This window comes from Plesiomonas shigelloides (assembly GCF_900087055.1).
GTDB lineage: Bacteria > Pseudomonadota > Gammaproteobacteria > Enterobacterales > CAMTGL01 > Plesiomonas > Plesiomonas shigelloides.
This window is the reverse complement of sequence record NZ_LT575468.1, coordinates 3,127,950-3,152,665: the sequence shown is the minus strand read 5'-3', so window position 1 is coordinate 3,152,665 and position 24,716 is coordinate 3,127,950. Positions and strand designations below refer to the sequence as shown.

Below are 24,716 nucleotides of genomic sequence, written 5' to 3'. Positions count from 1 at the left end.
GGTGCGGAGATTTGGTTACCAGTAGTGCTCGCTGGTGATCTGCCCGGGCTTGCGACGCAGGTGCTTGCTCAGGCCATATTGTTCTTTCAGTAAGGCTTGGGTGTCGCGTACCATCTGTGGATTTCCGCACAGCATCAGGTGACTGTGCTCGGCACTGATCGCTAAGTCGGCGGCCTGCTCGAGAGCGCCGCTGGTCAGCAGATCTGGGATCCGTCCTTCCAGCCCATCAGGATTGGCTTCGCGGCTGACCACCGTCAGGCAGCGTAGGCGGCCAGCGTAACGCTGCTCTAACTCGCGCATCTGCGGCAGGTAACTTAAATCTTCTTGCCGGCGCACGGCGTGGATCAGGCGCAGATGGGTAAAGCGTGTTAACGCGCTCGGGTCGGCCAGGATCGACAGGTAAGGGCCGATGGCGGTGCCAGTCGCTAGCATCCACAAATCGCGCGCGGGCGGGATCTCATCGAGGACAAAAAAGCCATTGGCATCGCGGGTTAACCACAGGGAGTCGCCCGGCTGCAGACGTTGCAGCGCCGGTGAAAGACGCCCTTGCGGCACCTGAATAATGTAGAACTCTAACTCCGGATTAGCGCTGCCATTGACATATGAGTAAGCGCGCTGCACGCGCTCACCATCGAGATCCAACGCCAGTTTAGTGAACTGACCGGCTTGAAACGGGGCAATATCAGCCCGTACTCGTAATGAGAACAACCGCTCAGTCCAGCGGGTGTTGCTGATCACGGTGCCTGCAACCCATTCAGTCATGGCTGACTCCTTATTGGGGCGAGAGGGGGGAGCAAGAGGCGTGTCGTGGGGTGATCCGGTAGGTACAGCGCCGGTCACCGCCGACAATATGTTCGGTTCGTTCAATGTGGCAGTCGTCACCCAGCAGGCGCTGGAATAAGCGTAGTTCACTGCTGCACAGTGCCTGACATTGACTGGCGGCGTGGCACACCGGGCAGTGTTGCTCGGTCAGGATAAAGGCGTCATCCTGCGCTTGCAGCGATGCCATGTAGCCATCTTGTTCACGCAGGCGCACTAAGGCGCTGAGCCGCGCTTCGAGGGTGGTGGCGTGCACCATCGCCTGCGCATATTGTGCAGCCAGCTGATCTTCCCGTGTTTGCAGCAACGAGGGTAGCGCCTGTTCGCCATATTGCTGCTGTACGGCCAGCAGCAGATGGGCGGAGAGTTCGGCATGCCGATCGGGAAACTGGGCATGCCCTTGTGCGGTCAGGCTCCAGTAACGCACCGGACGGCCAATTTTGACCCGCTGATCTTCGTAGCGCACCAGCGCTTGCTGCTCGAGTTGCTGCATATGCTGACGCACGCCCATGGTGGTCATGCCGAGTTGCTCGGCCAGCGCCTTGACCGGCAGCGGCCCCTGACTTTTCAGGCGGTGCAGGATGATATCCGCAGTTTTCATCTCATGACTCACTGGGTGACGGAAATTGTTAATATGTTGTGTATTATGCCCCCTGTTGTTTATAAAGCAATAGCTTTACTTAACTCGAATGGCAAGGCGTAGGCTGTGCACAGAGTCAGCGTGCAGGCATGCTGTGGAGGCGGTAGAGCATAAATGTAAAGTTTTATTTCCATTCGGTGCGGGGTTATTTGTACAGACGCCCCAAGGCGTTACAGGATAAGGAGTTGTGAGCAAGCTCACGACTTTGCTATCGTATCGCGTCTGATCATTTCGGTCGTTTTTCCATCTGATTTTCCCTTAATACCAAGAAGTAAACTCTGCATCTCACACTGTCTGCTCGCAGCCGGTGGGGCTCCGGCAGGGTAACTGAAGCCTGATTAAAATGAATAAAGCACAAGAAAATAAAATGTTATTGCTGCTGATTTTGCTGGTAGCGGTCGGGCAGATGACCCAGACCATCTACGTACCGGCAATGACGCAGATTGCCAGCGGCTTGATGGTGCGCCCGGGGGCAGTGCAGGCGGTGATGGCTGCCTATCTGCTGACGTACGGTTTATCACAGTTGGTGTATGGTCCGCTGTCGGATCGCTTTGGCCGTCGTCCGATGGTGTTGTCCGGCTTATTGGTGTTTGTGTTCGGCTGCGTGTTTGCGCTGCTGGCGCCGTCACTGGATATGCTGGTGGCCGGTAGTGCCATTCAGGGCATGGGTACCGGGGTGGCTGGGGTGATGATCCGTACCGTACCGCGGGATCTGTTTGAAGGCGCGGCACTGCGCCGCGCCAATAGCCTGATCAGTATGGGGATTATTTTCAGCCCTCTGCTGGCGCCGGTATTGGGTGGTGTGCTGTCGACTCACTTTGGTTGGCGCGCGTGCTTTGTGTTCCTGCTGTGTCTGGGAACGGGCGTGTGGCTGGCGATGGCGGCCTTGCTGCCGGAGACCCGTCCGGAAGCGGCGAAAAACAATGCCATGGGACTGGTGCGCAGCTATCGGCACCTGCTGGGCAATGCTGATTTCCTCGGTTACGTGCTGATCATGGTGTTTGCCTTGGCGGGGATCGCAGTATTTGAAGCCAGTGCAGGGGTACTGATGAGCAACGAGCTGGGCCTGAGCGAAGTGACGGTCAGCATTTTGTTTATTCTGCCATTACCGGCGGCGTTTGTTGGCTCGTGGCTGGCATCGCAAAAAAGCTTCTCTTTGCATCAGCTGATGTGGATTGCCGTTAGCGCGGCGCTGCTGGCTGGCTTTAGCATGTGGCTGTGCGGCGTGCTGGGCATGCTGAGCGTGTATAGTTTGCTGATCCCAGCGGCGATGTTCTTCTTCGCTGGTGGCATGCTGTTCCCGCTGGCGACCACCGGTGCGCTGAACCCCTTCCCACTGCTGGCCGGTACCGCTGGTGCGCTGGTGGGCGGTTTGCAAAATATGGGCTCGGGGATCACCACTTGGTTGTCAGCCAGTTTGCCGATGCACGGCCAGACCACGTTGGGTCTGTTGATGCTGAGCATGGCGGTGCTGATTGTGCTGAACTGGGCACTGATTGTGTGGCGGGCGCGTCAGCATGAGCAGATGCTGGTAAGTCGCCGGATTGGCTAAGCGGTGGCTGACACGACCAATAAAAACGGCGCTCATCATGAGCGCCGTTTTTGTTTGTGCGGTTTTGCGGTTTCGCAGCGCATGGCCGAGTGGCAAGGCGCTCAACGCGCAGCCTTACAAAATGATTTGGCAGATGGCGGCGTCTTTACGATCCAGATAATGGGTCGATTTGATACGGCGGATGGTGCGCGATTTACCGCGGATCAGCAAGGTTTCCGTGGTCGCCACATTGCCCTGACGGTGAATACCTTCCAGCAGGTCGCCTTTGGTGATGCCGGTGGCGGAGAAAATCACGTTATCGCTGCGTGCCATATCGGACAGGCTCAGCACTTTACCGGCCTCAATGCCCATTTCGGCGCAGCGCGCCAACTCGCTTTCACCCAGACGGCGGTTTTCGGCGCTATCGCCTTTCACGTCGTGACGGGCCAGCAGGCGGCCTTGCATATCGCCATCCAGCGCGCGGATCACCGCCGCAGAAATCACCCCTTCTGGCGCGCCGCCGATGCCGTACAGCACATCCACTTCGCTCTCGGGCATACAGGTCAGGATTGAGGCGGCCACATCGCCATCAGGAATGGCGAACACGCGCACGCCCAAGGCTTGCATCTCGGCAATCGCCGCTTCATGGCGCGGTTTGGCCAAGGTGATCACGGTCAGCGAGCTCAGCGGTTTATCCAGCTTGGCGGCTACGCGCATCAGGTTGTCAGCCAGTGAACGGTTCAAATCAATCACGCCTTTGGCGCCTGGGCCGACCACCAGTTTTTCCATGTACATGTCAGGGGCGCGCAGGAAGGTGCCTTTCTCGCCAACCGCCAGTACCGCCAGTGCGTTGGCTTGTCCCATTGCGGTCATACGGGTGCCTTCAATCGGATCGACGGCAATATCTACCGCATCGCCTTTGGTTGTCCCGACTTTTTCTCCGATGTACAGCATCGGCGCCTCGTCGATTTCCCCTTCACCGATCACGATTTCACCGGCGATGTCGACCTGATTGAGCATGATGCGCATGGCGCGGACGGCCGCATCATCGGCGGTATTTTTATCGCCACGACCCAGCCACTTGTACCCGGCCAGTGCCGCTGCTTCAGTCACCCGGGAAAACTCAATGGCTAATTCACGTTTCATGGGAGCAAACCTGTATGCAAGAGATTGAACAAAAAGACTAAGGATCAAAAAACGCCGCTGATGGTATCACAAAAGTCAAAGTAACCGTTTGCGTAATGGAAAATAAAAGCGTGATGCAGGATACATTTGTCGGATGACACTCGGCTGCAACAGCGAGCATTGAGGTGCGGTGGATGAATTATGGCGCAGAGCAATGGTATCGCGTAGATGAAAGGGCGATAGAAAACAGCAAAGGCGCTCGAGGGATAAAAAAAACCGCGCCGAAGCGCGGTTTGTCATAGGGTGGAGAGGGCTATCAGTGTGATAGCGGGTCAGCATACGGTGACGATCAATCTTCCCAGTGCTGGGCGCGGCTCACCGCTTTTTGCCAGCCTTTGTACAGACGGGCGCGTTCGCCTTCGGACATGCCTGGCTCGAACACGCGGTCGATCGCCGCTTTGCACTGCAGCTCGTCCAGATCTTTCCAGAAGCCGATGGCCAGACCGGCCAGATAGGCGGCACCCAGCGCAGTCACTTCACGCACCACTGGACGCTCAACGGTGGTGCCCAGAATGTCAGACTGGAACTGCATCAGGAAGTTGTTCTGCACCGCACCGCCATCAACGCGCAGCGCTTTCAGCGGCGTGCCGGAGTCGGCTTGCATCGCATCCAGAACGTCACGGGTTTGGTATGCCACGGATTCCAAGGTCGCACGGATCAGGTGGTCACGGTTCGCGCCACGGGTCAGACCGAAGATGGCGCCACGGGCATACGGATCCCAGTAAGGCGCGCCCAGACCGGTAAAGGCCGGCACCACATACACGCCGTTGCTGTCTTTCACTTTGGAGGCGAAGTATTCAGAATCGAACGAGTCGCCCAGCAGACGCAGCTCGTCACGCAGCCACTGAATCGACGCACCACCGATAAACACGGCACCTTCCAAGGCATAGTTTGGCTCGCCTTTTGGACCGCAGGCCAGGGTGGTCAGCAGACCGTGACGGGAGCGTACCGCTTCCTTACCGGTATTCATCAGCAAGAAGCAGCCGGTACCGTAGGTGTTTTTCGCCATGCCCGGCTGTACACACATTTGGCCGAACAGCGCGGCTTGCTGGTCACCAGCAATACCAGCGATTGGGATACGGGTACCGCCTTTACCACCAATGTTGGTTTGGCCGTACACTTCAGAGGATGGACGTACCTGTGGCAGCATTTCACGCGGGATGTCCAAGACCTCCAGCATCTTGCTGTCCCAATCCAAGGTGTGGATGTTGAACAGCATGGTACGGGAGGCGTTGGTGTAGTCGGTCACGTGTACGCGGCCTTGGGTCATCTTCCACACCAGCCAAGTATCGACGGTACCGAACAGCAGCTCACCACGCTTGGCGCGCTCACGGGCACCTTCCACGTGATCCAAAATCCATTTTACTTTGGTGCCGGAGAAGTACGGGTCAACCACCAGACCGGTGTTGTGGCGGATGTACTCTTCCAGACCTTGCGCTTTTAAGTCTTCGCAAATCGGTGCGGTACGACGGCACTGCCATACGATGGCATTGTAGACCGGCTTACCGGTTTCTTTTTCCCACACAATGGTGGTTTCACGCTGGTTGGTGATCCCGATACCGGCCACCTGATCTGAGGTAATACCGGCTTTGGCCAGAACTTCCACCAGTACCGCACTTTGGGTACCCCAGATTTCCATTGGGTCATGCTCAACCCAGCCGGCTTGCGGGTAATGCTGGGTAAATTCGCGCTGCGATACGCTAACGACATTGGCATTGTGATCGAGGACTATGGCGCGGGAACTGGTCGTACCCTGGTCCAGCGCGACCATGTATTTTTTTTCAGTCATCATCGATTCCATTGTTCTACCCTAGGTAATGTTTATTGTGGTGGTTTTTAGCGTATTGTTCATCAAGGGGTGCGAGTTTCCCCGCACCACTTTGGATCAGGCTTGCTTGGTTTGCGCGCTTTCGTCTTCATCAGACAGGCGGCAGGTATTGCATGGCAGGTTGCGACCAATCATGGCGCGGTAGCCCGCAGCACCCAGGCAGGCACCGACAATCGGCGCCACAATTGGCACCAGGAAATAAGGGATATCACGTCCGCCGGTTAAGGCCATGTCGCCCCAACCCGCCAAGAACGCCAGCAGTTTCGGACCAAAGTCACGCGCTGGGTTCATCGCAAAGCCAGTCAGTGGACCCATTGCGCCACCGATTACGGCAATCACCAAACCAATCAGTAGTGGAGCCATTGGGCCACGTGGCAGACCGTTACCATCATCGGTCAGCGCCATGATCAGGGCCATCAGCACCGCAGTGATCACCATCTCCACCACAAAGGCATGGCCAACAGAAATGGCCGCATGTGGATAGGTAGAGAAGACTCCGGCAGTTTTCAGGCTTTCGGCGCTACCACGCACGATATTGTGCGCAGTTTCATATTCAGCGAACAGATTACCATACAGGAAGTACACCAGTGCAGCCGCGGCGAACGCGCCCGCCACTTGGGCGAGGATGTATGGCAGCACACGTTTGCGTTCAAAACAGGCAAACAGCCACAGGGCGATAGTGACCGCTGGATTTAAGTGGGCACCGGAAACTCCGGCGGTCAGGTAAATTGCCATCGCAACCCCGACACCCCAGATGATACTGATTTCCCATAGGCTTAAGGCTGCACCGGCCAGATTGGCCGCAGCCACACAGCCGAGGCCGAAAAAGATTAACAGGCCGGTGCCGATAAATTCCGCGATACACTGCCCGGTCAATGAGGGCTGGGTCGTTGTGCTCATACGTGCTGTCCTTGAATTTATTGTGGGGTACGTTATCGGAAACACTATCTGGTTCGACCAGTTGGCTGGTCAATGGTGTAAATGTAACGTTAAAGCGCGAATACGAAAAACAGCAAAAGGTGAATGTGCGTTATTGGTCAAAATTTTAGAGAAAATGCTCATTATTTAGTGAACAGGCTCAAAAATTGGGCGTGTGCAGAGTAATCTGCTGCTAAGCCCTTTTCTGATAGCTGAATCAATTAAGCGAAAGAAAGGTTGCGAGTTTGCATGAATGTAATGAGTGTTAATTGATGGTTAACGCAAAAATCAGACTGTGGCATGGCGTTTTATTGCGATTTATTGCGAGAGCAGAAAGTCGGGCGTGATTAAGTCAGGTCGTTGCTCAGTGCACAATGCGCGATATGGAACATCGGTCGGTTACAGCGCAAATCCTGCGGCTCGCCGGATAGCGCTGGCTCGCAGCCGGTGGTAGAGTACAAGGAAATGCACACCGATCGCGATGAGGCGATGTTTAAGGGAGTCCTTATTTATGTCTTTTGAAGTATTTGAGAAGCTGGAAGCCAAAGTACAACAAGCAGTAGATACCATCCAACTGCTGCAGATGGAAATGGAAGATCTGAAAGAACAGAACCAAGCACTGGAACAACAAGTGCAGCAGAATGCGGCAGAACGTGAAGCGATGCTGCGTGAAAATGAACAACTGCGCGCTGAGCATCAAGGCTGGCAAGAGCGCCTGCGCATGCTGCTGGGCAAAATGGAAGAAGTGTAATTGGCCCGCCGTGGGGATGTGTAACCGGTTCAGTCTCGCTAGGCGAGTTTGCTTCGGTCGCTGCACGTGCTCACATCAAAGCTATTACAATATCAATAAAAAAACAGAGCATTATGCTCTGTTTTTTTATGGCGAACGTTGCACGCTACGCGTTAACAGCGGTGTTATTCCAGATCCAACGCTTCTGGCGACAGGATGATACCGGTGCTGTCAGCGTACACGTGGTCTTCCGGTAAGAAGGTCACGCCGCCAAAGTTGACCGGCACATCGGTTTCACCGTGGCCGTTGCTGTCTGCGCCTACCGGAATGGAGGCCAGCGCCTGAATGCCAATATCGCACTCTTCCAGCTCATCAACCTGACGCACCGCGCCATAAATGATCATGCCTTCCCATTCGTTCTCGGCTGCGCGGCGCGCCAGTTCGCCGTCGAGCAGTGCACGACGCAGTGAACCACCGCCATCGATCAGCAGCACCCGGCCAAGGCCGTTCTCTTCCACCACATCACGCAGCAAGGCATTGTCTTCAAAGCATTTGATGGTGGTGATTTTGCCGCCAAAAGAACTCCGTCCGCCGAAGCTGGAGAACATCGGCTCAACCACATCAACTTGGTCCAGATAGATATCGCACAGTTCGGAGGTATCGTATTTCATAGGATAAGGCTTTAGTTGTTGAAATTGTACGAAGTATAACCCCGTCTGGGGTGATTGCAAAATCACCAGCTGACAGCGTGTGATTTTGCAAGCAGGACGGCCGCCGAAAAGCGGCCACGAGGATCAGCTGAGTACCAGTCCGGCGGCAAACAGCACGTTGGTCAGCAGCGCGCCTTTCACCACTTGCTCCAGCAAAGGACGCAGCGCAGCGCCATTGGGCTCTTTCCACACTGCCACACCGTGACGCAGCAGCAGCGGGCTAGCCAGCAGGAACAGCCAGATCACCGCCGTATGCACTGCCAAGGCCGCGTACAGCGCCAAGCTCAGCAGCGCGCCACCTAACAGCAGCAGATGGTAGCGACGGCCCCACAGTGGCCCCATGCGCACGGCCAGGGTGTTTTTGCCACACTGACGATCGGTATCGATGTCACGCAGGTTGTTGAGGTTCAGCACCGCTGTAGCCAGCAGACCACAGCCGAGCGCTGGCAGCAGCACCATGGCTTCAAAGTGGCCGGTTTGCAGATAGTAGGTGCCGCCCACGCCGAGCAGGCCAAAGAAAATCAGTACCGAAATATCACCGAGCCCCATATAACCGTACGGCTTGTTACCCACGGTATAGGTAATGGCAGCCACGATCGCCAGCACGCCCATCACCAGAAATCCGAGAATATCTTCCGGCTTTTGGCAGGCTAGCAGGATCAACACCCCACCGCTCAGTAAAGTCAGCAGCAGTACCAGCAGCATGGCCCGTTTCATGGCCTGCGGCGTGATCAAGCCACTTTGTACCGCACGTCGTGGGCCGACTCTGTCCTTGTCAGTTCCCTTGACGGCATCGCCATAGTCATTGGCGAGATTAGAAAGAATTTGCAGCAGAGTCGCAGTCAGCAGTGCCAGTACTGTGATCCCTGCATGGAAGCGTCCTTGCCACATAGCAACCGCAGCGCCGGTGACAATGGAGGCCAGGGCCAGCGGCAGCGTACGCGGTCGGGCGGCTTCCAGCCAGATGGCAAATTTAGAGTTACTCATGGATATGGCTTCAGGCTAGTTAAAAAATGAGCGTGCTAGTTTACCGCAGAGCGTCGGCGGCGGGTATGCCTGTTTTTGGGTAGTGGCGTCGCCGATAATCAACGGCAGACCCTAAACAGCAGATAAAATAAAGGCGCCGTCAGCAGACGGCGCCCAGTCCAACCCGATGAGCGCGACAACATGCGCGCCGTCATCTGACGGGCAGCACTTACAGGATAAAGCGGCTCAAGTCTTCGTCTTCGACCAGCTCGCCCAAGTACTTACTGACGTAATCGGCATCGACGGTCAGTGTCTTGTCTTGACGCTCGCTGGCTTCAAAGGACACTTCCTCGAACAGACGCTCCATCACGGTGTGCAGACGGCGAGCACCGATGTTCTCGGTACGCTCGTTAACTTGGAACGCGGCTTCGGCCAGACGGCGGATCCCTTCATCGGTAAACGTCACGTTCAGCCCTTCGGTGGCCAGCAGTGCTTTGTACTGCTCGGTCAGGGAAGCGCTTGGCTCGGACAAAATACGCTCGAAATCACCGGTAGTCAGCGCTTCCAGCTCAACGCGGATTGGCAGACGACCTTGCAACTCTGGCAGCAGATCCGATGGACGTGCAACTTGGAAGGCACCGGAGGCGATGAACAGGATGTGGTCAGTGTTCACCATGCCATGCTTGGTGGAGACGGTACAACCTTCGACCAATGGCAGCAGGTCACGCTGCACCCCTTCACGGGACACATCAGGACCAGAGCTTTCGCCGCGCTTACAGATCTTGTCAATCTCATCGATAAACACAATGCCGTTTTGCTCAACCGCGTGGATAGCCTGCTCTTTCAGTTCTTCTGGGTTCACCAGCTTGGCCGCTTCTTCTTCAATCAGCAGCTTCATCGCTTCGGCAACTTTCAGCTTACGCTTTTTCTTCTGCTGACCGGCCAGATTCTGGAACATCGATTGCAGCTGGTTGGTCATCTCTTCCATGCCCGGTGGGGACATGATTTCCACGCCTACGTTACCGGCGGCAGAGATTTCGATTTCGATCTCTTTATCGTTCAGCTGACCTTCACGCAGTTTCTTGCGGAAAATCTGACGGGTATGTGATTGCTCGTCAGTCTTTTCGGTCTGGCCCCACTGATCGCGCGCTGGCGGCAGCAGTGCATCGAGAATGCGGTCTTCGGCCAGCTCTTCCGCGCGGAAGCGGTTTTTCTCGATAGATTGCAGACGCACCATCTTCACCGCGGCATCAGTCAGATCGCGGATGATGGAGTCCACTTCTTTACCCACATAGCCCACTTCGGTGAACTTGGTGGCTTCAACTTTGATGAACGGCGCGTTAGCCAGTTTGGCCAGACGACGGGCAATTTCGGTTTTACCGACCCCGGTTGGGCCAATCATCAGAATATTTTTTGGGGTAACTTCATGGCGCAGCGCATCAGGCAGCTGCATACGACGCCAGCGGTTACGCAGAGCGATGGCGACGGCACGTTTGGCTTTGTCCTGACCGATAATGTGGCGATCAAGTTCGTGGACAATTTCGCGAGGAGTCATTTCAGACATGGTCAGGCCCTTAGCTCTTACTTGGCAGTTCTTCGATGGTTTTGTGCTGGTTGGTGTACACACAGATGTCACCGGCGATAGTCAGCGCTTTTTCCACGATTTCGTGGGCGGACAGATCGGTATTTTCCAGCAGAGCGCGTGCAGCAGATTGCGCGAATGGGCCACCGGAGCCGATCGCAATCAGATCATTTTCTGGCTGAACCACGTCACCGTTACCGGTGATGATCAGCGAGGCATTCTCATCGGCCACTGCCAGCAAGGCTTCTAGCTTGCGCAGTGCGCGGTCGGAGCGCCAGTCTTTGGCCAGTTCAACCGCCGCCTTGACCAGATTACCTTGATGCATTTCCAGCTGGCGCTCAAAGCGCTCAAACAGAGTGAAAGCATCGGCGGTACCACCGGCGAAACCGGCAATCACCTGATCGTTATACAGACGGCGCACCTTACGGGCGTTGGCTTTCATTACGGTGTTGCCCAGAGAAACCTGTCCATCACCACCAATTACTACTTTGCCGTTACGGCGCACACTTACGATGGTTGTCACTGTGTGGTCCTCAGCGTGGGAATAGAAAATGCCCTGCAGGATGCAGGGCTCATATTTTCTTAGATGGGGATGGGGAAAGTAAGTTTCAACCCTGGACCGGAAGAATTAAACAGGACATACCACTGCCTTTAAGGCGTGATTGCTGTTTATCGGCCGCGGCACGGCTGCTGTACGGCCCTAATACCACGCGATGCCAGCTGTTGCTGGTACGCACGTTACTTTCGATCCCCTGAAAAGCCAGTGTAGCCTGAACTTCTTCGGCCTGCGATGAAGTACGGTAGGCACCGCACTGTACCAGCCATTTCTGACTGCTTTCGGCAGGTTTTTCGGCCGGCTTGCTGGTTTCGCTGTTACGCGGGATCGGTGGCGGCTGCACCAGTACCGGTTTGGCTTCGGTCACGCTAGGCGCCGGTTTGCTTGGCGGTGTCGGTGGCGTTGCCGGACGGGGTGGAATTTGCTCCACGCGCGCGGTTTGCCCTGTGCTGGCCGTTGGCGGTGTATACAGCGGTTTATCTGGATTCACCCGCGTTTCACCATCGATATTGCCGTTCCGATCCGCTTGCGGCAAGGTGATTGGTGCTTGCTTCATCTCGGCCTGCAACTGGCTCAAAATCGCCTGTTGCTCGGGGCTCAATTGGGTTGGTGGCGTGCTGTCTTGAACCGGATTGTGGTCAGTGACCACCACTTCTTTGTTTTCCAGCTCTTTAATATAGCTCCAGCGCTCTTCCGGTTTGACCGGCAGGCCGTTTTTATGCGGCTGTTGCTGCAGAGCCTGCGCTTGTTCGGCGGAGCGATGCTTAAGATAATACAGACCACCGGCAAGGCCAGCGATCAGCAGCACGGCGAGACCGATTGCCATAACAGGCAACGGCTTACGGGCTTTTTTGTTATTACGGCGGGTTCGCGCCGGAGCGGAACGTTTACCGCGGGATACATAGTCTCGTTGTGCCACAGTGAGTATCAGATCTGACGGGTTAACAGGTAAGTTAAGCATGTTACTGAAGTGGAACAGTGTTGACCAGTTACCCGGTGCAAAAGTTACACAGATTGGGGCATCGGTAACGGCATTTTATGCGGCTCGATGCGGAAATAAGGCATATCGCCTCGCTGGCGTTGATCTGGGTCTTGCTTTTACGTCAGCCACTCTATGTCGCGGGGTAGATGTAGCCTGGTGGCGTGCACCGGCTAAGGGGAAGGACATCAGGCCACAGCATACAGACCTCATGTCCGGTTAATCCCCGGTGTGACGAGTCACGTTCGGTTTAACGACGTGGCGGCGCAGCACTGGCACGCACCACCAACTTGGCCTCCAGCAGACGCGAGCTAGTACCGATATCCTGACCTTTGAGCATGTTCAGCAGTAAGGTCATGGATTGACGGCCAATTTCATAGCGTGGTTGGCTGACGGTAGTCAGTGGCGGATCGCAGAACTCCGAGAACTTGATGTCATCGAACCCGATGATCGACAAATCCTGTGGTACGCGAAAGCCCAGTTTTTTCGCCTGCTGCAAGGCACCAATCGCCATGACATCGCTTTGGCAGAAAATCGCGGTCGGTGGCGACGGTTGTGCCATCAGTTGCGATACCGCTTGTGCACCGGCTTCAAAGGTGAAGTTGCCGTAGGTCATGTAACGCTCTTCCACCGCAATACCGGCGCGGCGTAGTGCCTGAATGTAGCCTTGGGTGCGATAGCTGCACAGTGGCATGCTGCTTGGGCCGGCGATACAGGCCACACGCTTGTGTCCTAACTGAGTCAGGTAGTGCACGGCGTCAAAGGCGGCGGTCAGGTTGTCGATATGAACGGTCGGCAGCTCCAGCTCCGGTGAGAACTCATTGGCCATCACCATCGGTGGCAGGTTCTTCTGCTCCGGTTTGCTGATATCAAACGGCAGGTTGGAGCTCAACAGCAGCATGCCATCGGCTTGCTTAGTGAACACCAAATTGACAAAAGAACGCTCGCGGGCATTTTGCTGAGCACAATCGCCCAGTAATACCAGATAGCCCTCTTCGGTGGCGGTTTCCTCGATACCACGGATCACATCGGCAAAGAAGGGATCACTGATATCCGGCACGATCACCACGATCGTTTTTGATTCGTTGCGGCGCAGATTGCGGGCGAGTGAGTTCGGAGAGTAACCGACCTCAACCACGGCTTTTTCAACACGTTGTCGGGTCGCTGTTGAAACCTTATCCGGGTTCATCAGCGCACGTGATACCGTGGCGGTAGATACACCTGCAAGCTGGGCAACGTCCTTCATTGTTGCCATAAAACGGTTCTCCTACATCTGAAATTGACTTTCTCCCTGTCGGCAACAGGCTGCCAAAATCCGCAGCCAAAAAGTCAGCCGCCGAACAACCAATATTGTAAACAGCTGTGGCAGGAGGACAAACTCGTTTGCTTGCGGAAATTACATTCTTTTCGTGATGCAGTTCGCCTTTTAGAGCAAAGGTTTGCGCAGCCCTCTGGATCATCCCGATTTAGATCATCTCAATCGGATCGACATCGATGTTCCAGCGCACTTTGCGCGCTAGCGGTAATGCTTCAAAGGCGGGTCTGGCGATCGCCAAGATCTGCTGCAATTTACGCCGCGATGGGTGCTGTAACAGCAGTTGCCAACGAAAGCGTCCCGCGCGTTTGCTTTGCAGTGCTGGAGCAGGCCCCAGTAGCCAAAAATCGCTGTCCAGCAAGGGGCTGGCTTCGAGGATGGTACGCAGTTGCGTCAGCAGCTGGGCGGGCGGATCGCTTTGGTGATCTTCGGCGCGGATCAATACATGGTAAGTATAAGGTGGTAACCACGCCGCTTGGCGCTCGAGCAGAGCTTGCTGGGCGAAGGCGCCATAGCCGCTTTGTAGCAAGGTTTGCAGCAATGGGTGCTCAGGCTGGTGGGTTTGCAGTAACACTTCACCGGCTTTACCGGCACGACCGGCACGACCCGCTACCTGCGTATACAGCTGAGCAAAGCGCTCAGCGGCGCGAAAATCGGCGGAGAACAGCGCGCCATCCACATCCAGCAAGGCAACCAGCGTGACATCGGGAAAGTGGTGGCCTTTGGCCAGCATCTGGGTGCCGATCAAGATTTGGCTGCGCCCGTCGCGGATATCGTCCAGATGTTGCTCCAGCGCGCCTTTACGGCGGGTGCTGTCGCGATCAATCCGGCTGATGGCAAATTCCGGCAGCAATTGCTCTAGGGTGTGTTCGACCTGCTCGGTGCCAACGCCGACCGGCACCAGCTGTGTGGAGCCACACTGCGGACATTGGTGCGGCACCGGATGCTGGTTATCACACTGGTGACAGCGCAGGTCGCGGGTGGCCTGATGGAAAGTATACGGACGCTCACAGCGCGGACAGTGGGCAACCCAACCGCACTCATGGCACAGCAGCGCCGGTGAGAAACCACGCCGGTTGAGAAACAGCATCACCTGATTGCCCTTCTGCAAGTGCTGACGCATGCGCGCCAGTAAGGCAGCGGACAGTCCCGCTTGTACCGGCTGACCGCGCATATCTATCACATGCTGCTGTGCCGGGCGGGCATTACCGGCGCGGCTGGCCAGCGTTAAGAGGTGGTATTTCCCTTGTCGTGCATTAAGCAGACTTTCCAGCGATGGGGTGGCCGAGCCTAAGATAATCGGAATTTGCTCGGCATGGGCGCGCATCACCGCCAGATCGCGGGCGTGGTAGCGCCAGCCATCTTGCTGCTTGTAAGACGCGTCGTGCTCTTCGTCAATCACCAGCACCCCAGGGCGCGCTAAGGGGGTGAACAGCGCCGAGCGGGTACCGATGACAATGGCACTTTCACCGCAGCGCGCCCGCTGCCAGACGGCCAAGCGTTCGCTGTCATTGAGCGCGGAATGCAGCACATCTACTGGTACCGCAAAGCGCTGGCGAAAACGGCTGATGGTTTGCGGTGTCAGGCCAATTTCGGGCACCAATACCAGCGCTTGCTTGCCTTGGCTGAGCGCCCGCTCAATCACATTCAGATAGACTTCGGTTTTCCCCGAGCCGGTGATGCCATCGAGCAGCCACGCGGAAAAACCGTCTTGTGCATTGATGGCGGCAACCGCCGTGGCTTGCTCGGTGTTGAGGCGCAGCGGCGGCTCGGCGCCGTTGTGGCTCAGCACGCCGGTGCTACTGGCGTGCGCTGCGGGATAGCTACGCCGCCAGTCGGTCAGCTCTGGTTGGCGCAGTTGCTGGTCAATCAAGCCTTTTTGCCGCAGGGCATTAAAGGCGCTGTCGCTACAGCCTTCGGCCTGCAGGGCGCTTTTTTCCAACGCACCGTGGCGCAGCGCCTGAATGATCTGCCATTGCTTGGGCGAGCGTTTGAGCTGCTCAGGTGTGCACAGGCGACCGCTGTCGGTCAGTTGCCACACGGTTTGCGCGGCGGGCTCGGCGCTGTGCCCTTGGCGCAGCAGAACGGGCATTGCTTGGGCAAACACATCTCCCAGCGGATGTTGATAGTAGCTGGCGGCCCAGTGCAGCAGATCCCACATCGGGGTTGGCCACAGCGGCTCTTGATCCAGCACGGCCAGCACAGGTTTGCATTGATCGAGCGGGATCTCGGTGTGATCCGGCAGACTATCGATAACACCAATCAGCTCACGTTTGCCAAACGGCACCCGAACCCGTACACCAGGGCGAGCTTGCGCCTGCCAAGAGTGTGGCAAACAGTAATCAAACAGGCGGGGCAGTGGCACAGGAAGGGCCACGCGAACTAGAGTATCGCTCATCGAAGGGTCGCTGATCCGTTATCATTCAAAGTGTAAGCTGGTGTTGGCAGTGTACGGCTTTGGCGCGCTTTTGTCGCCTGCTGGGCGGCGTTGGCGCGTGAGGCGCGCGCGCTAAAAAAAGGCGAGCGGGAGCGGTGAAAAAGACGGCAGATGGCTTGAAAGGGGTAGGCGAATGCCGTATCATTCTGCGCCTTATAACTGAGTTATTAACCCTCGTGTGGTGTTTGGCTGGCAGTAGCTGAGACCAAATAGCGACACGGCCTTTACTTGAGGTTTCCCCATGAAACAAGGTATCCACCCAGAATACAAAGAAATTACTGCAACTTGCTCTTGCGGTAACGTAATCAAAATCGGTTCTACCGGTCACGACCTGAACCTGGACGTGTGCGGCAAATGCCACCCGTTCTACACTGGTAAGCAGCGTGAAGTGTCTACCGGCGGCCGTGTTGACCGTTTCAACAAGCGTTTCGGCGCACTGGCTTCCAAGTAATTTTTACTCGGACGACCACGAAAAAAAGCACCTACGGGTGCTTTTTTTGTTTCTGTGATCTGGGCACGGATCTGACGATCGTGCGCTGATCGGATCTGCATTATCCGGCCACGGTTATGCTGGGCATCCCGCCTGAGATTGATTATCATCCCCTGTGCTCCACTACCCTCATCTAATTATAATGTTATAAATGCAGGAAATTTTGATGTCTGCCGATTTACGTCAACAAGCACTGGATTACCACGCCTACCCGATGCCGGGCAAAATCACCATCGCACTGACCAAACCTGCCGATACGGCGCACGATCTGGCGCTGGCTTACAGCCCAGGTGTGGCTGAGCCGGTGCGCGAGATTGCTCGCGATCCAGAAAATGCCTACCGCTATACCGGTAAAGGCAATCTGGTGGCGGTAATTTCCAACGGTACCGCAATTTTGGGTTTGGGCAACCTCGGCCCGCTGGCGTCAAAGCCGGTGATGGAAGGAAAAGCCTTACTGTTCAAACGTTTTTCTGGGGTCGATGCGATTGATATTGAAGTGACCCATGATAAGGTCGATGAGTTTGTCGATACTGTGGCGCGCATTGCCGACTCGTTTGGCGGTATTAACCTTGAAGATATTAAAGCGCCGGAGTGTTTTGAGATTGAACAGCGTTTGATTGAGCGCTGCAATATTCCGGTCTTCCATGATGATCAGCACGGCACCGCGATTGTGACGGCGGCCGGTGTGCTCAACGCCTTGGAAATTCAGGGCAAAACCTTGAGCCAAGCGCGCATTGTGTGCTTGGGCGCGGGCGCGGCGGCCACCGCGTGCATGGATATGTTGGTAAAATGCGGCGCACAGCCGGACAACATGCTGATGCTGGATCGTAAAGGCGTGATCCACAGCGATCGCGGCGATCTCAACGAATTTAAAGCGCGCTTTGCGCGTCAAACCGATAAGCGCACTTTGCATGATGCGCTGACCGATGCCGATGTGTTCTTGGGCGTATCAGGCCCGGATCTGCTGCCAGCCGATGCGTTGGCACTGATGGCGCCAAATCCAGTGGTGTTTGCTTGTGCTAACCCAGATCCTGAGATCACGCCGGAGCTGGCGTTTGCTACTCGTAGTGATTTGATCATGGCCACCGGCCGCTCAGATTACCCGAACCAGATTAACAACGTATTGTGCTTCCCGTTCCTGTTCCGTGGCGCGCTGGATGTACGTGCGCGTGCCATTAACGATGCGATGAAGCTGGCCGCCGTTGAGGCGATTCGTCAGCTGGCGAAAGAGCCGGTGCCACAAGACGTGTTGCAAGCGGCTGGTGTTGCGGCGTTGGCGTTTGGTCGTGATTACATCATTCCAAAACCGATGGATTCCCGTTTGCTGGAAAAAGTGTCGCAGGCGGTGGCTAATGCGGCAATTGCATCAGGCGTGGCCAGTGCACAGGCCGTATCGGCTATGGAGCGCGCGCGTCACACTGAAGCGGCGAGTGCCTAAGCTCAGCTCTCCTCTGAGTCATAAAAAAACGCCGCAATCGCGGCGTTTTTTTATCTCGGTATTTTTTCTCGGTATTACGTGGCCTGAACAGCGCGCGCGTTTAGTTACGCACTAGCCACTGACCGGCAATGGTCATTAATATTCCCACTCATCGGGGTTGATCCCCATCTGACGCATCAGCTCTTTAGCCTCGACGGGGATCTCGTCATGGCGCTCTTTGCCCAGATCATCATCGGTCGGCAACGGCTGACCGGTAAAGGCGTGCAAAAAGGCCTCACACAGCAGCTCGCTGTTGGTGGCATGACGCAGGTTGTTGACCTGACGGCGGGTGCGCTCATCGGTCAGAATTTTCAGGACTTTAAGCGGGATCGACACGGTAATTTTCTTTACTTGTTCGCTTTTTTTACCATGTTCTGCATAAGGGCTGATGTATTCGCCGTTCCACTTAGCCATAAAACACCTTGTACTTGGGTCGCGGCACGACACTTAGCGCGTAAAGTTTTCGCGTACAGTTCTCGCGTAAAGTCAGCGTGGTCGTGCTATCAGAGAAGATTGAGATATACCTGCGCATAATTCTAACGGGTTATGTAAGGTCTTACAATCTAAACGCAAAGATGTTTAGACATCCAGATGTATTGACGGCTATATATAAAAGCCGCTACATTGAAGCATCGCATGCACGAGGGAAATCGTAGGCATGTGTTGGGTTTTCGCAGGGAGAGCATGACCAGCATGAGCAAACACTACCAACCGGCCACCGCCGCCATTCGTAGCGGGCTGAATAACGATGATCAGTTCGGCTGCGTGGTGCCGCCGATCCACTTGTCATCCACCTACAATTTTACCGGATTCAACCAGCCGCGGGTACACGATTATTCACGGCGCGGTAACCCCAGCCGCGATGTGGTGCAGCAGGCGCTGGCTGAGCTCGAAGGCGGTGTGGGCGCGGTGATGACCGCCAGCGGCATGGCGGCCATCCACTTAGTTTGCACGTTACTGCTGCGCCCGGGTGATGTGCTGGTTGCTCCGCATGATTGCTATGGCGGCAGCTACCGGCTGTTTGCCAGCCAGCATCAGCGCGGCGCGTATCGCGTGATTTTTGTCGACCAAGCGGATCCCGAGGCGCTGGCCGCGGCATTGGCCGAAAAACCGAAACTGGTATTGGTGGAAACACCGAGCAATCCGCTGCTGCGGGTGGTGGATATCGCCCAGATCTGTCAGCAAGCTCATGCCGTAGGGGCGCTGGTGGTGGCGGATAACACCTTTATGACTCCGCTGGGCCAACAGCCTTTGGCGTTGGGCGCCGATTTGGTGGTGCACTCGTGTACCAAATACCTCAATGGGCACTCCGATGTGGTGGCTGGATGCGTGATCGCGGCCGATCCGGCGCTGTATACCGAACTGGCGTGGTGGGGCAACAATATCGGTGTCACCGGTTCGGCGTTTGACAGCTACCTATTACTGCGCGGTTTGCGCACCTTGGCGCCGCGTATGCGCCAGCACCAAGAAAATGCCGATGCGTTGGTGGAATATTTGCGTCAACAGCCGTTGGTGAGTCGTTTATATCATCCTTCTTTACCCGAAAATCCAGGCCATGCAATTGCTTGCCGGCAGCAGCAGCGTTTTGGCGCCATGCTGAGCTTTGAATTGGCAGGGGATGTGGCCGATTTTGTGGCACAATTGCAGCTGTTTACTCTGGCAGAGTCACTGGGCGGTGTGGAGAGTCTGATTTCCCATGCGGCGACCATGACCCATGCCGGGATGGCGCCGGAAGCGCGCCGTACTGCGGGGATCTGCGATCAGTTGCTACGCATTTCCGTGGGCATTGAGGATGCACAAGATTTAATTGCCGATCTGGAGCAGGCGTTCCGGGTCGTGGCGGAGAGGTAACCGAATGAGCGTATACAGCGGAGCTGGGCAGGAGCGGCGTCCACTGCGACAGCTGCACAAATTTGGTGGCAGCAGTTTGGCCGATCCGAGCTGTTATCAGCGGGTCGCCAACATCATGATTGAACACAGTCAGCCCGGTGACCTGATGGTGGTATCGGCGGCCGGTAGTACCACCAACCAGCTGATTGCGTGGTTGAAGTTGGCGTATAGCGATACGCTGGCCGCCCATCAGGCGCAGCAGGAATTGCGTCGTTACCAGTGCAGCCTGATTGACGGTCTGCTGCCGGAGGCGCATGCCGAGGTACTGCGCCAAGCACTGTTGGCGGATTTAGACACGCTCGCGCGCTTGCTGCAAACCCCTTACAGCGAAGCGGTGTATGCCGAAGTGGTTGGCCACGGTGAAATTTGGTCGGCGCGCCTGATGGCGGCGTATTTAAACCAGCGCGATGTGGATGCCGCTTGGCTGGATGCGCGTCAATTTATGCGCGCCGAGCGCGCCGCTCAGCCGCAGGTGGATGAAGGGCGCTCTTGGCCACTGCTGCAAGCCTTACTGGCGCAGCATCCGCAGCGCCGTCTGGTGGTGACCGGCTTTATCTGCCGCAATGAAGCTGGTGAAACCGTCCTGCTCGGTCGTAATGGCTCGGATTACTCCGCGACCCAAATCGGCGCCTTGGCCGGTGTGCAGCGGGTGACTATCTGGAGTGATGTGGCCGGGGTGTACAGCGCAGATCCGCGCAAAGTCAGTGATGCTTGCCTGTTGCCATTGCTGCGTTTGGATGAAGCCAGCGAGCTGGCCCGTCTGGCCGCGCCGGTGTTGCACGCCCGCACCTTGCAGCCGGTGTCTGGTAGCGAGCTGGACTTGCAGTTGCGTTGCAGTTATCAGCCGGATCAAGGCTCGACTAAAATCGAGCGGGTACTGGCGAGCGGTACTGGCGCCAAAATCGTCACCAGTCACGATGATGTGTGCTTGATTGAAGTGAGTACCCAAGAGAGTGCCCGCTTTGAGGCGCTGCGTGATGATGTGCTGCGTTTGCTCAACCGCGCCCAAGTGCAGCCAATTGCCTACATGGCGCATCATGATCGTAACTTGCTGCAGCTGTGCTACACCGCCGAAGTGGTCAATAGCGCCTTTTTGCTGCTGCAAGAAGCCACCTTACCGGCGGAATTACGTCTGCGCGAAGGGTTAGCGATGGTGGCGCTGGTAGGCGCGGGGGTGTGCAACAACCCGCTGCACAGCCACCGTTTCTACCAACAATTGCAAGATCAGCCGGTGGAGTTTGTCTGGCAGTCGCCGGAAGGGATCAGCTTACTGGCGGTATTGCGCCAAGGGCCGACCGCGTATTTGATCCAAGGGCTGCATCGCCGTTTGTTCCAAGCGCAAAAACGCATCGGATTGGTGCTGTTTGGTAAAGGCAATATCGGATCACGTTGGCTGGAGCTGTTTGCCCGTGAACAGCGTAATTTGTCGGCGCGCTCCGGCTTTGAGTTTGTGCTGGCCGGAGTGGTCGATAGTAGCCGCAGCTGGTTGCACTATGATGGCCTTGATGCCAGCCGCGCGTTGGCGTTCTTCCACGATGAAGCGGTGGCGCATGAAGATGATGCTCTGGTGCAGTGGATGAGTCAGCATCCGTATGACGATCTGGTGGTGCTGGATGTGACCGCCAGCGAGCAGGTGGCCGGTCGTTACCGTCAGTTTGCCGAGTATGGTTTTCATGTGATCAGCGCCAATAAGTTAGCCGGTGCCTCGGGCGCGGGCGAGTACCGCCGTATTCGCGATGCGTTTGAAAAAACCGGTCGTCATTGGCTGTATAACGCCACGGTCGGGGCAGGGCTACCAATTAACTATGCGGTGCGTGACCTGCGCGAAAGCGGCGATACGCTGCTGTCTCTGAGCGGGATTTTCTCCGGCACGCTGTCGTGGCTGTTCCAGCAATATGATGGCAGCCGTCCGTTTACTGCGCTGGTGGAGCAGGCGTGGCAGCAAGGGTTAACTGAGCCCGATCCACGCGAAGATTTGTCTGGGCAAGATGTGATGCGCAAGCTGGTGATTTTGGCCCGCGAGGCCGGTTATCCGCTGGAGCCTGAGCAGGTGCGGGTGGAGTCACTGGTGCCAGCCGAGTTGGTTGAGTTGTCGCTGGATAACTTCTTTGATCAGGGTGAGGTGCTCAATCAGCACATGGCGCAGCGTTTGGCGGCGGCGCGCGAAGCGGGCTTGGTGCTGCGCTACGTGGCGCGCTTTGACGCTGGCGGTAAGGCGCGGGTGGGGATTGAGGCGTTGCGCCCCGATCATCCATTGGCCTTCTTGCTGCCGGGCGACAATATCTTTGCCATCGAAAGCCGTTGGTATCGGGATAATCCGCTGGTGATCCGTGGCCCAGGTGCGGGTCGCGATGTGACCGCGGGGGCGATTCAATCCGATCTTAATCGCTTGGCACAGCTGCTGTAATCCGCGAAACGCAGCACGAATCAGCAAGGGAAGACCGTCGGGTCTTCCCTTTTTTTATGCGCGTTTGCCAGCCCTACGGGGCGAGTTGTGTTTGGCGGGAAGGCATAATTTTATCGTGGCGAGGAGAGCAAATAACGCAGGATACACCGGCGAATTGCCGCATTGGCAGTGGATACCTTGGTTGCTTGATTTGAGCGTTGACAGGGGCGCAGACTTCGTTCATCTTGTGTTTAGCCATCTAAACGTATGGACGTCAATTAACGGATTAATTAGCCACCGCTTACGGTGGCCTGCACGAGCGGCCAGCAGGGCCGACAAGGAGCGCCCATGAGTTACCATGCCCATCAACTGGAAGCCTTAAATCAGAGCGTGGCCGAGCTCGACGGGCGCATTAATGTCTCGTTTGAGTTTTTCCCACCGCGCAGCGAAGAGATGGAAAACACCCTATGGCAGTCGATTCAGCGCTTGAGCGTGTTGCGCCCGAAGTTTGTGTCGGTGACTTACGGGGCTAACTCTGGTGAGCGCGATCGCACCCACTCCATCATCAAAGCCATCAAAGAGCAAACTGGCCTGTGCGCTGCGCCGCACCTGACCTGTATCGATGCCAGCGAGCAAGAGCTGCGCTGCATTGCCAAGGATTACTGGAACAACGGGATCCGCCAGATTGTCGCCCTGCGCGGTGATTTACCGGCTGGACAGGAAAAACCGGCGCTGTATGCCAGCGATCTGGTGGCCTTGCTGCGCGAGGTGGCAGATTTTGATATTTCAGTGGCGGCCTATCCAGAAGTGCATCCAGAGGCGAAAAGTGCGCAGGCCGATCTGCTGCATTTAAAGCGCAAGATTGATGCCGGTGCCAGCCGCGCCATTACCCAGTTTTTCTTTGATGTCGACAGCTACCTGCGCTTTCGCGACCGCTGCGCGGCGATCGGCATTGATGTGGAAATCGTGCCGGGGATTTTGCCGGTCTCCAACTTTAAGCAGTTGACCAAATTTGCCGCCCTGACCAACGTGCGAGTACCGAACTGGATGCAGCGGATGTATGACGGGCTGGATAACGATCCGGCGACCCGCAATCTGGTGGGGGCGAGCATTGCGATGGACATGGTGAAAGTGCTGTCCCGTGAAGGGGTGAAGGATTTTCATTTCTACACGCTAAACCGTGCTGAGCTCAGCTATGCCATCTGCCACACGCTGGGCGTGCGTCCTGCGGCGTGAACAGGATGTGACGCGGGGCGCTAACGTAATTGCTAAGCCAATAGCTAATCTACCCGCCAAGTTATATAGCAAGTTATATAGATAGAGGAAATTATCCCGCTGGCGGATAAAACAACCGGCAGTCGCTAAAGCGACTGCCGGAGGGGACGAGATCGGAGAGGGATGTAGCAATCAGCGGGCACAGGGCAGCATACCCTTCGTGCTTAGTAGCAGCTTTCTTCCAACTCTTTTTCCAGACGGGCGCGAGTGGCATTGAGCTCCAGCTCCGCCAACAGGTTTTGCGCCTCTTCCGCCCACATCAACCACGCTTGCTCTTGCAGCATGCCACGACGTAGGGTCAGATAGGTCAGCTTGTCTTCCAAGCTGAGGCTGTCCGGATCGGCAAATTGCTCGTTGGCCAGCAGCTGGTATTTCTCCAGACGCTCGTTATGCAGATGCGTTTGTTGAGTCAGTGACTGACGTACCGGCGCAATCGGGTAGTGGCTGCAGGCCAACATCCGCACCAGCAACTCATCGCGCTGTGGACGCTCTTCCACCGCAGTGCTGAGCCAGTTTTGCAGACACTGACGGCCAGAATCGGTAATGCTGTAAACTTTGCGATCAGGTTTGCCTTCTTGCGGGATCAGTTGGCTGGTCACCATGCCTTGTTCGGCAAGACGGCTGAGTTCGCGATACACTTGCTGGTGGCTGGCTGTCCATACCAATCCAACCACACGGCTGAATTCTTTGGTAATGTCATAGCCACTGGCGTCCTGACGACTCAGGAGTGTCAGAATAACCTGTGAGAGAGCCATAATTTCCTCATTTGCTCTTGGTGCTTCCCTGTCGCTGACTGCAACTTATATCTATGAATAACTTCCACAAAATCCCTGGCGTGGAAGGACGAGATACTTCCCGTCTGGCAACATGCTGAGTAGACAAAATCCTATTGCGAAACTGGCCGACCAGCATCCACCGCCGGTTATCGGTTATTCCGTCAATAAGCAACTAGGATGACATACAACGAATTGCAAAATCTTAGCAATGGGTGTTATGTAGAAT

At 56.2% G+C, this 24,716-nt stretch carries 20 protein-coding genes and 1 pseudogene; 7 read left to right on the top strand and 14 right to left on the bottom strand.

Going from position 1 to position 24,716, the window contains the following annotated elements; all coding sequences use genetic code 11:
• Positions 1 to 15 precede the first annotated feature (15 nt).
• Positions 16 to 762, bottom strand: a complete 747-nt coding sequence (locus NCTC9997_RS14005; protein ID WP_064978283.1) for an FAD-binding oxidoreductase — start codon at positions 760 to 762, stop codon at positions 16 to 18.
• 10 nt (positions 763 to 772) lie between these two features.
• A complete protein-coding gene (locus tag NCTC9997_RS14000; protein WP_064978282.1) occupies positions 773 to 1,420 on the bottom strand; it encodes a helix-turn-helix transcriptional regulator in 648 nt (215 codons plus the stop codon).
• A 382-nt stretch (positions 1,421 to 1,802) separates the two neighbouring features.
• On the opposite strand from NCTC9997_RS14000, the gene emrD reads away from it, so the two are divergent.
• Complete coding sequence (emrD, locus tag NCTC9997_RS13995; protein ID WP_010864877.1) at positions 1,803 to 3,011, top strand: multidrug efflux MFS transporter EmrD; 1,209 nt, start codon at positions 1,803 to 1,805, stop codon at positions 3,009 to 3,011.
• 114 nt (positions 3,012 to 3,125) lie between these two features.
• Here the strand turns inward: emrD and glpX are convergent, their stop codons facing one another.
• From glpX to NCTC9997_RS13980, 3 genes are all read right to left on the bottom strand, one after another.
• Positions 3,126 to 4,136 carry a class II fructose-bisphosphatase gene (gene glpX, locus NCTC9997_RS13990; protein WP_010864876.1) on the bottom strand — a complete coding sequence of 337 codons (1,011 nt, stop codon included), beginning with the start codon at positions 4,134 to 4,136 and terminating at the stop codon, positions 3,126 to 3,128.
• 328 nt (positions 4,137 to 4,464) lie between these two features.
• The gene (gene glpK, locus NCTC9997_RS13985; RefSeq protein ID WP_036770049.1) at positions 4,465 to 5,967 is read right to left on the bottom strand and encodes a glycerol kinase GlpK; all 1,503 of its coding nucleotides are present in this window, start codon (positions 5,965 to 5,967) and stop codon (positions 4,465 to 4,467) included.
• Between the two features lie 93 nt (positions 5,968 to 6,060).
• Positions 6,061 to 6,903, bottom strand: a complete 843-nt coding sequence (locus tag NCTC9997_RS13980) for an MIP/aquaporin family protein (RefSeq protein ID WP_064978281.1) — start codon at positions 6,901 to 6,903, stop codon at positions 6,061 to 6,063.
• Positions 6,904 to 7,432: 529 nt separating this feature from the next.
• On the opposite strand from NCTC9997_RS13980, the gene zapB reads away from it, so the two are divergent.
• Complete coding sequence (zapB, locus tag NCTC9997_RS13975) at positions 7,433 to 7,672, top strand: cell division protein ZapB (protein ID WP_010864873.1); 240 nt, start codon at positions 7,433 to 7,435, stop codon at positions 7,670 to 7,672.
• 164 nt (positions 7,673 to 7,836) lie between these two features.
• Here zapB and rraA read toward each other — a convergent pair whose 3' ends face one another.
• The 7 genes from rraA to priA form a co-directional block, all read right to left on the bottom strand.
• Positions 7,837 to 8,322, bottom strand: coding sequence for a ribonuclease E activity regulator RraA (gene rraA, locus NCTC9997_RS13970; RefSeq protein ID WP_010864872.1), 486 nt, complete (start codon positions 8,320 to 8,322; stop codon positions 7,837 to 7,839).
• A gap of 123 nt (positions 8,323 to 8,445) precedes the next feature.
• Positions 8,446 to 9,348 carry a 1,4-dihydroxy-2-naphthoate polyprenyltransferase gene (locus NCTC9997_RS13965; protein ID WP_039046057.1) on the bottom strand — a complete coding sequence of 301 codons (903 nt, stop codon included), beginning with the start codon at positions 9,346 to 9,348 and terminating at the stop codon, positions 8,446 to 8,448.
• Between the two features lie 208 nt (positions 9,349 to 9,556).
• Entirely contained in the window at positions 9,557 to 10,891 is a 1,335-nt protein-coding gene (gene hslU / locus NCTC9997_RS13960) for an HslU--HslV peptidase ATPase subunit (RefSeq protein WP_010864870.1), read from the bottom strand.
• A gap of 10 nt (positions 10,892 to 10,901) precedes the next feature.
• Positions 10,902 to 11,432 carry an ATP-dependent protease subunit HslV gene (gene hslV, locus NCTC9997_RS13955; protein WP_047709348.1) on the bottom strand — a complete coding sequence of 177 codons (531 nt, stop codon included), beginning with the start codon at positions 11,430 to 11,432 and terminating at the stop codon, positions 10,902 to 10,904.
• Positions 11,433 to 11,517: 85 nt separating this feature from the next.
• Positions 11,518 to 12,426: a cell division protein FtsN gene (gene ftsN / locus NCTC9997_RS13950; RefSeq protein WP_010864868.1), complete on the bottom strand. Its 909-nt coding sequence runs from the start codon at positions 12,424 to 12,426 to the stop codon at positions 11,518 to 11,520.
• A gap of 268 nt (positions 12,427 to 12,694) precedes the next feature.
• The gene (gene cytR / locus NCTC9997_RS13945; RefSeq protein WP_010864866.1) at positions 12,695 to 13,699 is read right to left on the bottom strand and encodes a DNA-binding transcriptional regulator CytR; all 1,005 of its coding nucleotides are present in this window, start codon (positions 13,697 to 13,699) and stop codon (positions 12,695 to 12,697) included.
• Between the two features lie 211 nt (positions 13,700 to 13,910).
• The gene (gene priA / locus NCTC9997_RS13940) at positions 13,911 to 16,157 is read right to left on the bottom strand and encodes a primosomal protein N' (RefSeq protein WP_064978280.1); all 2,247 of its coding nucleotides are present in this window, start codon (positions 16,155 to 16,157) and stop codon (positions 13,911 to 13,913) included.
• A 280-nt stretch (positions 16,158 to 16,437) separates the two neighbouring features.
• On the opposite strand from priA, the gene rpmE reads away from it, so the two are divergent.
• Entirely contained in the window at positions 16,438 to 16,647 is a 210-nt protein-coding gene (gene rpmE / locus NCTC9997_RS13935; protein ID WP_010864862.1) for a 50S ribosomal protein L31, read from the top strand.
• A gap of 205 nt (positions 16,648 to 16,852) precedes the next feature.
• A pseudogene (locus NCTC9997_RS13930) lies at positions 16,853 to 17,881 on the top strand (malic enzyme-like NAD(P)-binding protein); the annotation flags it as partial.
• 378 nt (positions 17,882 to 18,259) lie between these two features.
• Here NCTC9997_RS13930 and metJ read toward each other — a convergent pair.
• Positions 18,260 to 18,577: a met regulon transcriptional regulator MetJ gene (gene metJ / locus NCTC9997_RS13925; protein ID WP_010864860.1), complete on the bottom strand. Its 318-nt coding sequence runs from the start codon at positions 18,575 to 18,577 to the stop codon at positions 18,260 to 18,262.
• A gap of 279 nt (positions 18,578 to 18,856) precedes the next feature.
• Here metJ and metB point away from each other — a divergent pair, with 279 nt between their 5' ends.
• The 3 genes from metB to metF all read left to right on the top strand — a co-directional run bounded on the left by metB (position 18,857) and on the right by metF (position 23,675).
• Positions 18,857 to 20,014, top strand: coding sequence for a cystathionine gamma-synthase (gene metB / locus NCTC9997_RS13920; RefSeq protein WP_064978524.1), 1,158 nt, complete (start codon positions 18,857 to 18,859; stop codon positions 20,012 to 20,014).
• A 4-nt stretch (positions 20,015 to 20,018) separates the two neighbouring features.
• Positions 20,019 to 22,460, top strand: coding sequence for a bifunctional aspartate kinase/homoserine dehydrogenase II (locus NCTC9997_RS13915; protein ID WP_064978278.1), 2,442 nt, complete (start codon positions 20,019 to 20,021; stop codon positions 22,458 to 22,460).
• A 327-nt stretch (positions 22,461 to 22,787) separates the two neighbouring features.
• Positions 22,788 to 23,675 carry a methylenetetrahydrofolate reductase gene (gene metF / locus NCTC9997_RS13910; protein ID WP_010864856.1) on the top strand — a complete coding sequence of 296 codons (888 nt, stop codon included), beginning with the start codon at positions 22,788 to 22,790 and terminating at the stop codon, positions 23,673 to 23,675.
• 203 nt (positions 23,676 to 23,878) lie between these two features.
• On the opposite strand, the gene pstR is transcribed toward metF, so the two are convergent.
• Positions 23,879 to 24,469, bottom strand: coding sequence for a PadR family transcriptional regulator PstR (gene pstR, locus NCTC9997_RS13905; RefSeq protein WP_010864855.1), 591 nt, complete (start codon positions 24,467 to 24,469; stop codon positions 23,879 to 23,881).
• Positions 24,470 to 24,716 lie beyond the last annotated feature (247 nt).

Bases quoted from the DNA above. Each gene is read 5' to 3' on its own strand.
- NCTC9997_RS14005 (WP_064978283.1), bottom strand. From the start codon at position 762: ATGACTGAATGGGTTGCAGGCACCGTGATCAGCAACACCCGCTGGACT.
- NCTC9997_RS14000 (WP_064978282.1), bottom strand. From the start codon at position 1,420: ATGAAAACTGCGGATATCATCCTGCACCGCCTGAAAAGTCAGGGGCCG.
- emrD (WP_010864877.1), top strand. From the start codon at position 1,803: ATGAATAAAGCACAAGAAAATAAAATGTTATTGCTGCTGATTTTGCTG.
- glpX (WP_010864876.1), bottom strand. From the start codon at position 4,136: ATGAAACGTGAATTAGCCATTGAGTTTTCCCGGGTGACTGAAGCAGCG.
- glpK (WP_036770049.1), bottom strand. From the start codon at position 5,967: ATGATGACTGAAAAAAAATACATGGTCGCGCTGGACCAGGGTACGACC.
- NCTC9997_RS13980 (WP_064978281.1), bottom strand. From the start codon at position 6,903: ATGAGCACAACGACCCAGCCCTCATTGACCGGGCAGTGTATCGCGGAA.
- zapB (WP_010864873.1), top strand. From the start codon at position 7,433: ATGTCTTTTGAAGTATTTGAGAAGCTGGAAGCCAAAGTACAACAAGCA.
- rraA (WP_010864872.1), bottom strand. From the start codon at position 8,322: ATGAAATACGATACCTCCGAACTGTGCGATATCTATCTGGACCAAGTT.
- NCTC9997_RS13965 (WP_039046057.1), bottom strand. From the start codon at position 9,348: ATGAGTAACTCTAAATTTGCCATCTGGCTGGAAGCCGCCCGACCGCGT.
- hslU (WP_010864870.1), bottom strand. From the start codon at position 10,891: ATGTCTGAAATGACTCCTCGCGAAATTGTCCACGAACTTGATCGCCAC.
- ftsN (WP_010864868.1), bottom strand. From the start codon at position 12,426: ATGCTTAACTTACCTGTTAACCCGTCAGATCTGATACTCACTGTGGCA.
- cytR (WP_010864866.1), bottom strand. From the start codon at position 13,699: ATGGCAACAATGAAGGACGTTGCCCAGCTTGCAGGTGTATCTACCGCC.
- priA (WP_064978280.1), bottom strand. From the start codon at position 16,157: ATGAGCGATACTCTAGTTCGCGTGGCCCTTCCTGTGCCACTGCCCCGC.
- rpmE (WP_010864862.1), top strand. From the start codon at position 16,438: ATGAAACAAGGTATCCACCCAGAATACAAAGAAATTACTGCAACTTGC.
- metJ (WP_010864860.1), bottom strand. From the start codon at position 18,577: ATGGCTAAGTGGAACGGCGAATACATCAGCCCTTATGCAGAACATGGT.
- metB (WP_064978524.1), top strand. From the start codon at position 18,857: ATGAGCAAACACTACCAACCGGCCACCGCCGCCATTCGTAGCGGGCTG.
- NCTC9997_RS13915 (WP_064978278.1), top strand. From the start codon at position 20,019: ATGAGCGTATACAGCGGAGCTGGGCAGGAGCGGCGTCCACTGCGACAG.
- metF (WP_010864856.1), top strand. From the start codon at position 22,788: ATGAGTTACCATGCCCATCAACTGGAAGCCTTAAATCAGAGCGTGGCC.
- pstR (WP_010864855.1), bottom strand. From the start codon at position 24,469: ATGGCTCTCTCACAGGTTATTCTGACACTCCTGAGTCGTCAGGACGCC.